The sequence below is a fragment of the Rhodanobacter sp. C05 genome, from assembly GCF_002001165.1.
GTDB lineage: Bacteria > Pseudomonadota > Gammaproteobacteria > Xanthomonadales > Rhodanobacteraceae > Rhodanobacter.
The window spans coordinates 21,495-36,011 of record NZ_MUNQ01000009.1 but is presented as its reverse complement, the minus strand read 5'-3'; the positions used below and the strand labels follow the sequence as shown (position 1 = coordinate 36,011).

At 63.3% G+C, this 14,517-nt stretch carries 12 protein-coding genes; 7 read left to right on the top strand and 5 right to left on the bottom strand.

The window, feature by feature from the left end:
* The first annotated feature begins 23 nt into the window (after window positions 1–23).
* From B0E51_RS08215 to B0E51_RS08205, 3 genes are all read left to right on the top strand, one after another.
* Window positions 24–4,955 (top strand): NAD-glutamate dehydrogenase domain-containing protein, encoded by a 4,932-nt coding sequence (locus B0E51_RS08215; RefSeq protein ID WP_077444417.1) that lies wholly within the window; start codon window positions 24–26, stop codon window positions 4,953–4,955.
* Between the two features lie 105 nt (window positions 4,956–5,060).
* On the top strand, window positions 5,061–5,822 hold the full coding sequence (locus tag B0E51_RS08210) for an NAD kinase (protein ID WP_077444416.1): 762 nt from the start codon (window positions 5,061–5,063) through the stop codon (window positions 5,820–5,822).
* Window positions 5,823–5,956: 134 nt separating this feature from the next.
* Window positions 5,957–6,886 carry a 5'-nucleotidase gene (locus B0E51_RS08205; RefSeq protein ID WP_077444415.1) on the top strand — a complete coding sequence of 310 codons (930 nt, stop codon included), beginning with the start codon at window positions 5,957–5,959 and terminating at the stop codon, window positions 6,884–6,886.
* A gap of 42 nt (window positions 6,887–6,928) precedes the next feature.
* On the opposite strand, the gene B0E51_RS08200 is transcribed toward B0E51_RS08205, so the two are convergent.
* The 5 genes from B0E51_RS08200 to B0E51_RS08180 form a co-directional block, all read right to left on the bottom strand.
* Window positions 6,929–7,300 carry a hypothetical protein gene (locus B0E51_RS08200; RefSeq protein WP_077444414.1) on the bottom strand — a complete coding sequence of 124 codons (372 nt, stop codon included), beginning with the start codon at window positions 7,298–7,300 and terminating at the stop codon, window positions 6,929–6,931.
* A 298-nt stretch (window positions 7,301–7,598) separates the two neighbouring features.
* On the bottom strand, window positions 7,599–8,933 hold the full coding sequence (locus B0E51_RS08195) for a hypothetical protein (protein ID WP_143525849.1): 1,335 nt from the start codon (window positions 8,931–8,933) through the stop codon (window positions 7,599–7,601).
* A 57-nt stretch (window positions 8,934–8,990) separates the two neighbouring features.
* Window positions 8,991–9,242, bottom strand: coding sequence for a hypothetical protein (locus B0E51_RS08190; RefSeq protein ID WP_143525848.1), 252 nt, complete (start codon window positions 9,240–9,242; stop codon window positions 8,991–8,993).
* Window positions 9,243–9,360: 118 nt separating this feature from the next.
* Entirely contained in the window at window positions 9,361–10,305 is a 945-nt protein-coding gene (locus tag B0E51_RS08185) for a PAS domain-containing protein (RefSeq protein WP_077444411.1), read from the bottom strand.
* Window positions 10,306–10,636: 331 nt separating this feature from the next.
* Window positions 10,637–11,512, bottom strand: coding sequence for a DMT family transporter (locus tag B0E51_RS08180; protein WP_077444410.1), 876 nt, complete (start codon window positions 11,510–11,512; stop codon window positions 10,637–10,639).
* A 138-nt stretch (window positions 11,513–11,650) separates the two neighbouring features.
* Here B0E51_RS08180 and B0E51_RS08175 point away from each other — a divergent pair, with 138 nt between their 5' ends.
* The 4 genes from B0E51_RS08175 to B0E51_RS08160 are packed head-to-tail and all read left to right on the top strand — an operon-like array spanning window position 11,651 to window position 14,487.
* The gene (locus B0E51_RS08175) at window positions 11,651–12,820 is read left to right on the top strand and encodes an acyl-CoA dehydrogenase family protein (protein ID WP_077444409.1); all 1,170 of its coding nucleotides are present in this window, start codon (window positions 11,651–11,653) and stop codon (window positions 12,818–12,820) included.
* A gap of 28 nt (window positions 12,821–12,848) precedes the next feature.
* Complete coding sequence (locus B0E51_RS08170) at window positions 12,849–13,394, top strand: GNAT family N-acetyltransferase (protein ID WP_077444408.1); 546 nt, start codon at window positions 12,849–12,851, stop codon at window positions 13,392–13,394.
* A 32-nt stretch (window positions 13,395–13,426) separates the two neighbouring features.
* Window positions 13,427–13,888: a hypothetical protein gene (locus B0E51_RS08165; protein ID WP_254424467.1), complete on the top strand. Its 462-nt coding sequence runs from the start codon at window positions 13,427–13,429 to the stop codon at window positions 13,886–13,888.
* A gap of 14 nt (window positions 13,889–13,902) precedes the next feature.
* A complete protein-coding gene (locus B0E51_RS08160; protein WP_254424483.1) occupies window positions 13,903–14,487 on the top strand; it encodes a glutathione S-transferase family protein in 585 nt (194 codons plus the stop codon).
* Window positions 14,488–14,517 lie beyond the last annotated feature (30 nt).

The window sequence follows — 14,517 nt, the reverse complement described above, 5'->3', positions numbered from 1 at the left end:
GTCTCCACTGACAAGTAGATGCCATGAATGCGACCCTCGCGGCGAACGATCTTTCCCTCCCGTCTGTTGTGCTTGATGAGCTGAAGAAAGGCGGCATGTCGCCGCAGCGATTGAGCGAGGCAGAGGTGTTTTGCCAGGCGTTCTTCGCGCGCATCGCCAGCAGCGACACGGATCTGCACACGCCGACGCAGTGGGCGGCGGTGGTCGGTGGCCTGCTGGAATTCATGCAGCAACGCCCGCCGGGCCGCGCCTCGGTGCGCGTGCTCAATCCCGTAGGCACGCATGCCGGTCGCAGCCTGTTGCAGATCGTGACCGACGACATGCCGTTCCTGATCGATACGGTGAGCATGATCGCGTCGAACGGGCTGCAGATCCATGCGGTGATCCATCCGGTGCTGAAGGTGGTGCGCGACGCATCCGGTCAGCTGCAGAGTCTCGGTGACGAGGCCGGTGTGCCCGAGTCGGTCATGCATTTCGAGGTCGACCGGGTTGCCGACGATGCCGAACAGGCGCAGCTCAAGGCACAGGTCGAAACCGCGCTGGACGATGTACGCGCTTCCGTGAACGACTGGGCGGCGATGCGCGACAAGGCACTGGCGATCGCCGCCGACCTGCCGCAGCGGCAGCTGCCACTGGATGCTGCGTCGGTGCAGGAAGCCAGCGAATTCATGCGCTGGATCGCCGATGACAATTTCACCTTCCTCGGTTACCGCGAGTACGAAGTCTCCGAGGCCGACGGCGATCGCGTGCTGCGCTCGGTCGAGTCCTCCGGGCTGGGCATCCTGCGCAAGACCGACCGCTCGATGGCGCCGCGCTCGCTGCGCACCCTGGCAGCCAGCGAGCTGCCGCAGTCCGGTTCGACCGATGCGATCATCCTGACCAAGACCAATGCGCGTTCGCACGTGCATCGTGCCGGCTACATGGATTACATCGGCGTGCTGAAGTTCGGCCCGAACGGCAGGGCGGCGGCCGAGCAGCGCTTCCTCGGCCTGTTCACCTCCAATGCCTACATGGTGCGTCCGCAGGATGTGCCGCTGGTGCGCCACAAGGTCGAGGCCGTGCTGGCCCGCTCGGGACTCAAGCGCGATTCGTATTCCGGCAAGTCGCTGCGCCACATCCTGGAAACGCTGCCGCGCGAAGAGCTGCTGCAGAGCAGTGAAGACGAGCTGTTCGCCACCGCGATGGGCATCCTGGAACTGCGCCAGCGCGTCCGTACGCGGCTGTTCGTGCGGCGTGACCGCTACGGCCGCTTCTTCAGCTGCATGGTGTTCGTGCCGCGCGACCGCTTCAACACGGCGGTGCGCGAGCGCATCGAGGCGTTGCTGGGCAAGGCGCTGCATGCCGAGCAGAGCGACTCCTCGGTGCAGATGGGCGAGGCCGCACTGGCACGCCTGACCATCGTGGCGCGCCCGAAGATCGGCGATCAGCCATCGTACGACCTGGCCGCGCTGGAACAGGGCGTCGCCGCCATCGTGCGCAACTGGCACGACGACGTGCGCGATGCGCTGGTGAGTGCACGCGGCGATCACGAAGGTGTGGTGCTGGCCAACCGCTATGCCCGTGCGCTGCCGGCCGGTTATGTCGAGGATGTCAGCCCGGCCGCCGCCGCCGAGGACGTGCACCAGCTGTCGCTGCTGAACGGCGACAACGCACTGCGGATGTCGTTCTACCATCCGCCGAAGGCGCCCGAGACCCTGCGCTTCAAGGTGTACCGCTCAGGCGGCGACATCGCGCTGTCCGAAGTGCTGCCGCAGCTGGAGAATCTCGGCCTGCGCGTGCTTACCGAGCATGTCTACGCGATCCCCGGCGAGGCCACGTCGCTGTCGATCCAGGATTTCGAAGTGCAGCCGGCGGGCAAGCTGACCTTCAGTGTCGAGCAGGTCGGTGCATTGTTCGAGGATGCGTTCGAGCAGATCTGGCGCGGCAACGCCGAGAACGACGGCTTCAACCGGCTGGTACTGGGTGCCAAGCTCAACTGGCGCCAGGTCGCGATGCTGCGCGGCTATTGCAAATACCTGCAGCAGGCTGGTGCGACGTTCTCGCAGTCCTACATGGAGGAAACCCTCAACCGTTATCCCGCGATCGCCGGGTTGCTGGTGGAACTGTTCCTGGCGAAGTTCGACCCGCGTCGCGAATCGCTTTCCGCGGATGAGCTGAAGGTGGCCAGCGCGAGCCTGGTGGCCGAGATGCAGGCGTTGATCCCGGCCAACGTGCAGAGCGCGCAACCGGGGCTGATTGATGGCCTCGGTGCGGCGTTGTCCAAGCCGCGCGACGAGCAGATCCAGATCGTCGAGAGCGCCATCGGCGTGCTGCTGGAAAACGTTGCCAGCCTCGACGAGGACCGCATCCTGCGCAGCTTCGTCGCCCTGATCCGCGCTACCTTGCGCACCAGCTTCTTCCAGCAATGGAACGGCGCCTATCGCGACTACATCAGCTACAAGCTCGACTCGCACCTGGTGCCCGAGCTGCCCAAGCCGGTGCCGTACCGCGAGATCTGGGTCTGCGCGCCACGGGTCGAGGGCATCCACCTGCGCTTCGGCGCGGTGGCGCGCGGCGGCCTGCGCTGGTCCGACCGCCGCGAGGATTTCCGTACCGAGGTGCTGGGCCTCGTGAAGGCGCAGATGGTCAAGAACACGGTGATCGTGCCGGTCGGTTCCAAGGGCGGTTTCTTCGTCAAGAAGGCGCCGGTGGGCGGTGATCGTGATGCACAGCTGGCCGAGGGCATCGCCTGCTATCGCCTGTTCATCAACGGCCTGCTCGACATCACCGACAACCTGATCGAGGGCAAGGTGGTGAACCCGCTCGACGTGGTGCGCCACGATGCCGACGATCCCTATCTGGTCGTTGCCGCCGACAAGGGCACGGCCACGTTCTCCGACATCGCCAATGCGATCTCGATCGAACACAACTTCTGGCTCGGCGACGCGTTCGCCTCCGGCGGTTCCAACGGTTACGACCACAAGGGCATGGGCATCACCGCCAAGGGTGCGTGGGAATCGGTCAAGCGCCACTTCCGCTCGCTCAACCGCGACTGCCAGACGCAGGACTTCACCTGCGTCGGCATCGGCGACATGTCCGGTGACGTGTTCGGCAACGGCATGCTGCTGTCCGAGCACACCCGCCTGCTGGCGGCGTTCGATCATCGCCATGTGTTCCTCGATCCGAACCCGGATACCGCGCGTTCGTTCGTCGAGCGCGAGCGCATGTTCAAGATTCCGCGTTCGAGCTGGGACGATTACGACAAGTCGCTGATCTCCGCCGGTGGCGGCATCTACCCGCGCAGTGCGAAGTCGATCCCGGTATCTCCTGAAGTGCGTGCCGTGCTGGGCCTCAAGCCCGACGTGACGCAGCTGTCGCCGAGCGACCTGCTCAGCGCGATCCTCAAGGCACCGGTCGATCTGCTGTGGAACGGCGGTATCGGTACCTATGTGAAGTCGGCTGCCGAAACGCATGCCGATGTGGGCGATCGTGCCAACAACGCGCTGCGCGTCAATGGTGCCGAGCTGCGCTGCAAGATCGTGGGCGAGGGCGGCAACTTGGGCATGACCCAGAAGGGCCGCATCGAGGCCGCCCAGCATGGCGTGCTGCTCAACACCGACTTCATCGACAACTCCGCCGGCGTGGACACCTCCGACCACGAGGTGAACATCAAGATCCTGCTGAACGATGCGGTGCAGCGCGGTGAGCTGACCGAGTCGGCGCGCAACACCCAGCTGGCGGCGATGACCGACGAGGTCGGCCAGCTGGTGTTGTGGGACAACTACCGGCAGAACCAGGCGATCACCTTGATGGAGCACCAGTCGGTGAGCCGTCTCGGCTCGATGGCGCACTTCATCCGCACGCTGGAAGCCGAGGGCACGCTGGATCGCCAGGTCGAGAACCTGCCGTCCGAGGCCGAGCTGACCGAACGCAAGAGCCGCGGCTTGGGCCTGACCCGGCCGGAGCTGTCGGTGCTGTTGTCGTACGACAAGATCCGTCTGTTCCAGCAGCTGCTGGATTCGGACGTGCCGGAAGACCCGTACCTGTCCAAGGAACTGGTGCGCTACTTCCCGGCGCCGCTGCATGAAAAGTACGCCGAGCACATGCAGCGTCATCGCCTGAAGCGCGAAATCATCGCCACCGCGGTGACCAACTCGACGATCAACCGCATGGGCGCCACCTTCATGATGCGCATGCAGGAGGACACCGGCCAGCGTCCGGCGGCGATCGCCAAGGCGTACACGGCGGCACGCGAGATCATCGAGGCGCGCGAGCTGTGGGCGGAGATCGAGGCACTCGACAGCAAGGTGGCTGAAGACACCCAGATCGACGCGATCAAGCAGATCTGGTCGCTGCTGCGCCACATGACCCGCTGGCTGCTGAACCGTCCGGGCGGTACGCTGGACATCGCCGCCAACGTCGAGCGTTACCAGGCCAGCGTGTCGGCCTTGCGCAAGGCGCTGCCGGACGTGCTGACCCCGACCGGCAAGGGCGATTTCTCCTGCACCCAGGAAAAATGGGAAGGCCTCGACCTGCCCGCCGAGCTGGCACTGCGGCTGGCGCGCTTGCCCGAGTTGCGCGCGGCGCTGGACATGGCCGAGGTGGCCCAGCAGAGCGGCCAGCCGATGGAGAAGGTAGCCGGCGTGTTCTTCGAGCTGGGCGAGGCGCTCGACCTGGAGTGGCTGCGTAGCCAGATCGAAGTGCTGCCGGTCGAAGGTCACTGGCACGCACAGGCACGCGGCTCGCTGCTGGATGAGCTCAATCATCAGCATCGTGCGCTGGCCTTGCAGGTACTGGCCCTGACCGGCGACCGCAAGGACATCTCGCCGGTGCAGGCATGGCTGCAGCGCGACGATGCCACGCTGCAGTACACCCGCAGCATGCTGGCGGAAATCCTCACCCAGAACGCCGACTACCCGATCGCTTCGGTGGCGGTGCGCCGTCTGGCCCAGCTGGCGCAGGTGCCGGTGAGCTGAGCCGACGCGGGTTGATGATGTGAAGGATGAAGGCGCAGGATCAGTCATGGTCTTGCGCCTTCATGCTGTGTAATCTCAACTGACCTCATCGCAAGGCTGCCGCGCATGCGTTTTGCTTTCGTCGCCAGTGACATCAGCGTCGCCCAGCAGGCACGACGCAAACTGGTCGATCGTTACGGCGATGTGCCACCCGAGCAGGCCGAGCTGATCGTGGCGCTGGGTGGCGACGGCTTCATGCTGCGAACCCTGCATGCGCATCGCGCGCTGGAAGTGCCGGTCTACGGCATGAAGCTGGGCCGCGTCGGCTTCCTGATGAACAAGCACAAGCTCGATGGGTTGCCCGAGCGGATCGAGCGCGCCCATACCGCGTCGCTGTTTCCATTGCAGATGCAGGTCACCGATGCGGGTGGCAACGAACACACGGCACTCGCCTTCAACGAAGTCTCGCTGCTGCGCCAGAGCAACCAGGCGGCACACCTCGAAGTACAGCTCAATGACACCGTGAAGCTGGCGAACCTGGTCTGCGACGGCATCATGGTCGCCACGCCGGCCGGCTCCACCGCGTACAACCTGTCCGCGCACGGTCCGATCCTGCCGCTGGATGCGAACGTGCTGGCGCTCACTCCGATCAGCCCGTTCCGTCCCCGCCGCTGGCGCGGCGCGATCCTGCCACATCGCACCGAAGTGATCCTGCGTGTGCTCGATCCGGGCAAGCGTCCGGTCAGTGCCACCGCTGATTTCCACGAAGTGCGTGATGTGCGTACGGTGGCGATCAGGCAATCCGGCGGCCAGGGTGTGCGGCTGTTGTTCGACCCGGAGCACAACCTCGAGCAGCGCATTCTCGACGAGCAGTTTGCCGCGGAATGAGCAACGCGCTCCTGGGCCGCTGTTCTCCTCTCCCAGCAGCAGAGTTGCGACGGACGAAAGCTTTGTGACACCGGCAAGCACAACTTCACCGCGTTTGTTAGATTCAATTTCCTGGATCATCCGTTACCGTCGCCATGACCTACACGCTCGCCGATGCCAATGATCCGACTGCCGTTGGCGACAACCGTCTGGTCGTGGCGATATCCTCGCGCGCGCTGTTCGATCTTGGCGACAGCCATGCCTTGTTCGAGCGTGATGGGCTCGATGCATATCGTTCGTTCCAGATCGACCACGAGAACGAGATCCTCAAGCCCGGCGTCGCCTTCCCGCTGGTGCAGAAGCTGCTGGGTCTGAACAGGCTGGCCGGCGACGTGCCGCCGGTCGAGGTGATCCTGCTCTCGCGCAATTCCGGTGACACCGGCCTGCGCATTTTCAACGCGATCCAGCACTACGGGTTGGAAATCAGCCGCGCCGCGTTCACCAGCGGCGCGCCGACCTCCGACTATATCGCGCCGTTCAAGGCTGACCTGTTCCTCTCTGCCAACGCTGAAGATGTCGGCCGCGCGCTCGCGGCCGGCGTGGCAGCAGCGACGATCCTGCCCAGCACCGCACCTCCGCGCGCCACCGAACAACTGCGCATTGCGTTCGATGGCGACGCGGTGATTTTCGGCGACGAGGGTGAGCGCGTATCACGCGAGGAAGGTCTCGAAGCCTTCCATCGCAGTGAAACCGAGCACGCCGCCGAACCTTTGTCGGTAGGCCCGTTTCGCGGTTTTCTCACGGCCTTGCATCGCCTGCAGGTGGCATTCCCGGCCGAGAATTCGCCAATCCGCACGGCCCTGGTCACCGCGCGTTCCGCGCCGGCACACAAACGCGTGATTCTCACCTTGCGCCGCTGGGGCGTGCGCATCGACGAGGCGTTGTTCCTTGGCGGCCGCGACAAGGGTCCGTTCCTCGATGCCTTCGGCGCGGATATTTTCTTCGACGATTCGCCTGCGAACGTGGAGTCCGCACGCAAGCATGTGGCGACCGGGCATGTGCCACATGGGGTGAGTAACCGTTGACACTCGACGACAGGGATGGGGTCTGAATGTCTGCCAGTTGCGTCAGCGCACCTCGACCCGTACGTCTGCACGTACACTCTGGCCCGCACCGCAGGCGAAGGCGGGTGCGATACCAAGTACTGAGCGCGTAGGGATGTGGGTGCCGGTGACTACGGTAGCCGGGCTCAGCACATCGACCTGATAGCGTTGCCCACTGGCATCCATGGGCAGATCGGCGAATGCAAATGTGGCATTCGCATCGGCTGCACGATAGGCGGCCTGATGTGTCTGCCGATCGATCAAACGGATTACTGCCGTAGGCAGTGGATGTCCGGTGTAATCGTAAGCGGTACCGCTGATGCGGCAGGTGTCGGACGCCGCCTGCGCGTCGAGTGCCAGGGTTGCGAGCAGGGCAATCAGAATTGGGCGGATCATGGTGATACCTCCGGCTGAGAGGAAGGCATCCCTGCGCGGTGGACTCCGTGCACGATTTTAGCGCTTGAACTGCTGTTCGGCACGGATTGCCATTGCCCATGACGTGCTTGCACGTATTGCTCAAGATGGACGGCAAACATAAGGTGTGGCAGCCTGGTTCGCTGGCTTGAAATATGCACGGGCAACCATGGGCAACGGGATGGCCGGAGTATGAGCAGGCGCACGGCAGAAGCTGCCTACACTGCGGGCAGCAGGACGATCGCTGAAGGAATCTGCCGGTGTGGTGGCGGAAAACTTTCTAGTGCCGCGATCCGCTAGCGGCAGATTTTTCGCAAGCCGGCGCTACGGGCTCCATTCCTGCAGACAGTACAGGACGAGCGCGATGGCAGGCCGCGACACGCCCCAGCATTTCCGCGACCTGGCTGGCAACCGGTGAGTCGACAAGATTGGATGCGCAGCCGACCTGCAGCAATGTGTGCAGGCCGGCAAAGTCGCGTTGCCTGACCGCCCTGTGCATGGCGATATCAAGCAGCAGGCCGGCGATGGCGTCCTGTTGCAGGTGGTCCATCTTGTCGAGTTCGTTGCGCCAATGCATATCAGGGCAAGAGGCATCCAGTCGGTTCAGGATACGGGATGCGGTGCCACGTACTGCATCCTCGGTTGAAATGTCGACTGGCGGCGCGCGCCCCGGTAGCAGTGCGGCAGCACACAGAAGTCCCATCACATAAACAGTGTGGTACGAGGTTGCCAGCAGATAGTTAAGGCGCTCGAGCCCCTGCAGACGATGAACACGGTCAAGCCGGGTGATCGGGGCGGGGAGGAATCCTGCGGCGTCCTCGACCTGCGCGAGAACCCGGAAACCGAATGCCGCGGCAGGACTCCAGGACTTTCCGGTCAGCGGCCACGCGAGCAGCAGCTCGCCAGCGAGATCGTAGTCCTGGTCATCGAGGCAGCGTGCAAGCGCACCTTCGGCTTCCGCCAATATCAGCCGTCGTGGACGTGGCAGCTGCAGCGGGTGGAGATTGAATCGGCTGCAATAGAGCAGGGCATGCGTGAATGCATAAATGTCCTCGCGATGACCATTGAGAAGATCCATCGGCAGGTTCAGCTGCGACAATCTTGCCACCGCACTCGTGGATCTGCGGCGACTGACGTCAAGGCCGGACCACAGATCCGTGCTCCAAAGTTGTTCGAGCATTCGGTGCGGTGGTCGCTCGCGACCCGTGAAGGCTTGCGACTGCACACTCTGCCGAAGCAAGGCATCGAAATCCTGGTCGGGATAGCCCAGCCGGGCCAGGCAGATATGCGCATGGGCATAGTCCAGCGCGAGCGCTGGTTCCATGCACAGGGCAAGCTTGATGCGTTCGCTGCGTGCGTACGGAATCAATCGCTGTGCCACCCGTTCCACATGGGCACGGACTTCCGGATGCTGACCTGCAGCCGATTCCGCCGCCAGCAGGAGCAGGGCGGTTTCGGAGATGGCTTTTTCGGGGCGCAGGTTGTTGGATGGCTGCTCGGAATCCGCGTAGCCATCCGGTGCAAGCTGATCCACGACTTGTCTGGCGACAACAAGAGCGTGGCAGAGACGACGTACAAGATCCCTGGTGTCCCAGCGGGCTCGTGAGGTGTTCATCCGGATCCTTCCTGAGCTTCTTCTGGATTCTCTGCCACGCTCCTGGCTTTGATCGGTTCAGCGTTCCAGTTCTTCTGCCACGTTGCGCAGACCCCCGAGGTTTTCCACCCCGCCGCCGGGAGTTCCGGGATTGAGGATGTACAGGCGCAGGAAGGTGCGCATGGTTCCGCAAAACATGTCCCAAGGCTCGTCGGCCAGTGAAACGGACGGCCCGATTTCGGCGACGGTCTTGCCAATGGCGTTGAAATCTATCGATTTGGTTTCAAGCAGTTTCCTGACGATCTCCTGATGACTCACTCGATTTGACATGGTGCTGGCCTCCTGGCTTCACGATGAATGTAGGTGTGGCAGGTGGATCTGCCCTGGAACAACTCTCCTGGCAGTGCCCCTGCATGGCCAAACTAGCAACGCCCGTCGTCGTGACGCATCACCCGAATGACGTAGGCGGATGCCGCTGTGATGAGCAGGCCCCGGGGAGTGACAGTGCGACGGAAAGTACCCGGAACAGGGCGCTTTGACGGTGGCAGCCGGTTTTCTCCATCAACATGCGCAGCTGGACACGGCCGGTTGCCAGCGATTTGCCAAGGCGTTCGCAGGCCTCGGCAAGATCGCCGGTATCAAACAACGCAAGTGCGAGTCGGGCTTCGGCAGTGGTGAAGTCGAACAGCTCCCTGAGGACGGCATCTGCCTTGCCCGGATGCGGGATCACCGGCTGCACGAATACGGCAGCACGAGCACGGTCGCCATCCTCTCCGGCTGCCACGTCATGGTCGTGCAGGGTGCCGATGGTCAGGATCAAGGCTGGTCGCCCGTCAAGATCGCGCAGAAGCATCTGTGCATCGAATGCGGCCGAGCCGCTGACTGCAAGATCGATCAGCGCGCGCAGGCGAAGCTGGTCGGTTGCAACGCATGCACGCAATCGGCCGTGCACGAGCTGCATGCCGTCATGCCCGGTGAGCAGGAGTTGCGCGGCCGGATTGGCAAACAGGCAATGACCTTGCGCATCCAGCATGACAACACCTGCGGCCAGCCGGTCCAGCAAGCCGTGAAGGGTGTGCAGCTGGGCTTCAAGCCGGTTCAGGTGACGCTGGATTGCATACGCCGTATGCAGGTGCGGCTGCAGAAGCCGGGCAACTCCGGTTCCGCTGGATACGGCATGGCGCCGCTCCCTGCTCAAGGCCACCGCTGCCGAGCAGCTGGAGGGATCGTGCCGGATGGGCAGTGAGTGTCTCCGTCGCTCGAACTGAGGTCTGCCGCTGGCGAAGTCCGTGTCGTCATCCAGGTTGCCTACGAACGTATGCAACCCGGCAGGGTCAAGCACCGAGCTGTAGAGCTGCTCGAGCATGGGTTCGATCGAATGGATTCCTGTCATTGCTCAATCCCCCATCAGGATCGCGCAGCTGCATCTGTGCATCGTGTCTGGATCAAGGCGTAGCGGCCGGACGCCAGACCCTGAGGAGGGTTTCCGCCTCGCGACGGCGAATGTGACGTGACGCGTTCGGCAGCCTGCGAAACGGCAGCAGGAGCTGCATGGCACCCGATAGAGAACAGCAGCTTGCTCGGCGTGCCATTCAATACCTTGCCGCTGTCACGGCTTTAAGCAGCCTGGTCCATCATGTTGTGTCAGGGATTGCCGTTGCAGCTGACTGCATGGCTTTCGCACAAGCGTGCGGCCACGGTCTGATTGACTGCATGAGGGAGGGTCAGACCATCCTGATCTTTTGCCACCAGCGGGTGACCTTCTCCTCGCGCACGAAGGTGAACAGGCCAGCGCCGAGGATGATGGCGATACCGACGGCCATCGGCCAGTCCAGTTGATCGTGGAACAGCACGTAACCCAGGAGTACCGCCCACAGCATCTGGCTGTATTGGGTCGGCGCGACATGATTGGCTGGAGCTTTCTGCGTGGCCAGCATCAGCAGCACGCCGGCCAGCGCAGCAAGGAGGCCGTAGCCGAGCAGCAGGCCGACCTGCGGCAGGTTGGGCCAGCGGAAATCCGCCAGCATCAGTACGCCGGTGAGCAGCATCGGTCCGATCACGCCGGCGCTGTACAGGGTGATGCGTTTTTCATGCGGGCCTGCCACGCGCAGCGCGATCATCGAGATGGCGCCGGCGATGCCGCAGATGATGGCGGCAAGATGGCCGATGCCGAGCGCACGGAAGCCCGGGCGCAGCACCACGAGTACGCCGATGAAGCCGGCCACCACGGCCGACCAGCGGCGCCAGCCGACGTGCTCCTTCAGCAGCAGCACCGACAGGATGGTCACGAAAATCGGCAGCAGGAAGATCAGTGCAAATGCCTCGGCCATCGGCAGTGCGGTGAAAGCGATTACAGCGGCGGTGCCACCGACAGCGCCGGCTACGGCGCGCACCAGATACAGGCCGGGGCGTCTGGCGGCTATTACTTCGCGCCAGTGATCACCCCTGGCCTTGATGAAGGGTAGTGCGCACAGTCCCAGCACGGCACCGAAGAACACGGTTTCGTAGGCGGGTAGCGAGCCCCTCAGCGACTTCACGAAGGCGTCGCTGAGTGCATACGCCGCGAATGCCATGAAACCGAGCAGTACACCTTTGAACATGGATTTCCGGTATTCGAGAGGAGGCTTGATGGTCCGGTTTGCCGGATATCACCGCGCCCGGGGCGGCCGGCTGGCGACTGTGCGCGCCTGAGTCCCGCGCTACAATAGCGGTTTTACGCATCCGCTTCCGGAGCTTCCATGGCTGTCAGTCTGAATCCGCTCGATCTGTACGATGTCCGCTCGCTGCTCACCGACGAGGAGCGCATGGTGCAGGATACCGTAGGCCGTTTCGTCGACGAGCGTGTGCTGCCGATCATCGGCGACTGTTTCGATCAGGCGCGCTTTCCGAAGGAGCTGATCCCGGAGATCGCCAGCCTCGGCCTGCTCGGCGCCACGATTCCCGAAGAATACGGCGGCGCCGGCATGAATGGCGTCAGCTACGGCCTGATCTGCCAGGAGCTGGAGCGCGGTGATTCCGGTCTGCGCAGCTTCGCCTCGGTGCAGAGTTCGCTGTGCATGTATCCGATCTATGCCTACGGCAGCGAAGAGCAGAAAAAGCACTATCTGCCGCAGATGGCGGCGGGCGAGATCATCGGCTGCTTCGGCCTGACCGAACCGCACGGCGGTTCCGATCCGGCCAACATGAAGACAAATGCCAAGAAGGATGGCGGCGACTGGGTCATCAACGGCGCCAAGATGTGGATCACCAACGGCAACCTCGCGCACATCGCGATCGTGTGGGCGCAGACCGAGGACGGCATCCAGGGCTTCATCGTGCCGACCGACACCGCCGGCTTCAAGGCGCAGGAAATCCACAAGAAGATGAGCCTGCGCGCGTCGGTCACTTCGGCGCTGTTCTTCGACAACGTGCGCGTGCCGGACAGCGCACGGCTGCCGAATGTGAAGGGCTTGAAGGGGCCGTTGGGTTGCCTCACGCAGGCGCGTTACGGCATTACCTGGGGTCCGATCGGTGCCGCGCAGGCGTGCCTGAAGGAAGTGCTCGACTACACGAAGGAGCGCATCCTGTTCGATCGTCCGCTGGCAGCCAACCAGGCGGTGCAGTTGAAGATGGCCGACATGGGCCGCCGCATCACCATGGCGCAGTTGTTGTCGCTGCAGCTCGGTCGCCTGAAGGATGCCGGCAAGATGCAGCCGACCCAGGTGTCGCTGGCGAAGTGGAACAATTGCCGCATGGCGATCGACATCGCACGCGAGTGCCGCGACATCCTCGGCGGCGCCGGCATCACCACCGAGCATGGCGCGATCCGTCATGCGCTGAACCTGGAATCGGTGATCACCTATGAGGGCACGGAGACGGTGCACCAGCTGGTGGTCGGTCGTGAGCTGACGGGCATCAACGCGTTCTGATTTCCCTGTACCCACTACCGGGGCGCTTATGGATTTTGCTTCGTTGCGCATTGAAACCGAGCGCCTGATCCTTCGCCCGCCCCGGGCGGAGGACTTCGATGCGTATGCCGCCAAGATGGCCGACGCCGAGGCAACCCGTTTCACTGGCGGCCAGCAAGTGCGTGCAGTGGCATGGCGCAGCTTTCTGACTTCGGCTGGGGCATGGATGATCCAGGGTTTTTCGATGTTTTCCGTGATCGAGAAAGCCAGTGGGTGCTGGCTCGGTCGGCTGGGCCCCTGGTATCCGGAAGGTTGGCCCGGAACGGAGGTCGGCTGGGGTCTGGTGCGCGATGCATGGGGTAAGGGTTATGCCTATGAAGGCAGCGCGGCGGCGATCGACTGGGCATTCGCGAATCTGGGATGGAACGAAGTGATTCATTCCATCCATCCGGACAACCATGCCTCGCAGGCGTTGGCGAAGCGGCTGGGATCGATCTGCCGTGGCCCCGGCAAGCTGCCGGCACCGTATGAGGCATCGCCCATCGAAATCTGGGGCCAGACCCGTGAGCAGTGGTTGCGGCGAGTGCAGGCATGAACGCAGCGTTTGATGTCGATCACGCTGCGATCTTGCACAAGGCACTCGTTGCCGTCGTGCCTGAATTGCATCGCCACTGCCGTGACTCGTGGGTGCTGATCGGCAGCGCTGCCGCGCGGCTTGCCGGTGCCGAGGTCGTGGTGGCCGATCTGGATGTGCTGACCACACGGCGCGATGCGGAGGCATTGATAGGCCAGTGGCAGGGGCAGTTGGACAAAGCTCATGTGCCGGCTGGTGCCGAGCGTTTTCGTTCACATTTCGCCCGGTTCATGTTCACTGATCTGCCCCTTGAAATCATGGGTGGCCTCGAATTGTTCGGTGCCCATGGTTGGGAGCCTGTGCAGGTTGGCAAAACCATGACGGTGGAGGTCGCCGGCTTGCATGTGCCCATTCCTGTTGTGGCGGAACAAATTCGAGTGCTGGAAAGCTTTGGACGCCCGAAGGATCTGCAGCGCGCCGCGCTGCAGAAATCGTTGAGTGGGGAGCGGCTGTGATCACCGTCTACGGCATGCGTGCCTCCGGCAATTGCTACAAGCTGCAGTTACTGCTTGATCAGCTCGGTCGTGAATATCGCTGGGTCGAGGTCGACAGCGCGCACGGTGCTACACGCACGCCCGAGTACCTCGCCAAGAATCCGAATGGCAAGGTGCCGCTGCTGGAGCTGGAGGACGGTCGTCGGCTGGCCGAGTCCGACGCGATTCTCTGCTATCTCGCCGAGGGCACACTGTTTCTGCCGGACGACCGCTGGCTGCACGCGCAGACATTGCAGTGGTTGTTCTTCGAGCAATACAGCCACGAGCCGTATATCGCAGTGGCACGTTTCATCCGCAACTGGCTGCCGACCGATCATCCGCGCCAGGCCGAGGTGCCGGAACTGCTGCGGCGAGGTGCGCAGACGCTTGCGGTGATGGAGCAGCACCTGCAGCAACATGAGTGGCTTGTCGGCGAACACTACGGCATCGCTGATATCGCGCTGTATGCCTATACCCATTGCGCCGATGACGGTGGTTTCGATCTGGCCGTCTATCCGGCGATTGTTGCGTGGCTTGAGCGCGTGCGTCAGCAGCCTGGTCACACGTCCATGCAGCGCTGAGTCTCCCGCTATTTCATCTAGATTTGGCGC

Bases quoted from the DNA above. Each gene is read 5' to 3' on its own strand.
- B0E51_RS08215 (WP_077444417.1), top strand. From the start codon at position 24: ATGAATGCGACCCTCGCGGCGAACGATCTTTCCCTCCCGTCTGTTGTG.
- B0E51_RS08210 (WP_077444416.1), top strand. From the start codon at position 5,061: ATGCGTTTTGCTTTCGTCGCCAGTGACATCAGCGTCGCCCAGCAGGCA.
- B0E51_RS08205 (WP_077444415.1), top strand. From the start codon at position 5,957: ATGACCTACACGCTCGCCGATGCCAATGATCCGACTGCCGTTGGCGAC.
- B0E51_RS08200 (WP_077444414.1), bottom strand. From the start codon at position 7,300: ATGATCCGCCCAATTCTGATTGCCCTGCTCGCAACCCTGGCACTCGAC.
- B0E51_RS08195 (WP_143525849.1), bottom strand. From the start codon at position 8,933: ATGAACACCTCACGAGCCCGCTGGGACACCAGGGATCTTGTACGTCGT.
- B0E51_RS08190 (WP_143525848.1), bottom strand. From the start codon at position 9,242: ATGTCAAATCGAGTGAGTCATCAGGAGATCGTCAGGAAACTGCTTGAA.
- B0E51_RS08185 (WP_077444411.1), bottom strand. From the start codon at position 10,305: ATGACAGGAATCCATTCGATCGAACCCATGCTCGAGCAGCTCTACAGC.
- B0E51_RS08180 (WP_077444410.1), bottom strand. From the start codon at position 11,512: ATGTTCAAAGGTGTACTGCTCGGTTTCATGGCATTCGCGGCGTATGCA.
- B0E51_RS08175 (WP_077444409.1), top strand. From the start codon at position 11,651: ATGGCTGTCAGTCTGAATCCGCTCGATCTGTACGATGTCCGCTCGCTG.
- B0E51_RS08170 (WP_077444408.1), top strand. From the start codon at position 12,849: ATGGATTTTGCTTCGTTGCGCATTGAAACCGAGCGCCTGATCCTTCGC.
- B0E51_RS08160 (WP_254424483.1), top strand. From the start codon at position 13,903: ATGCGTGCCTCCGGCAATTGCTACAAGCTGCAGTTACTGCTTGATCAG.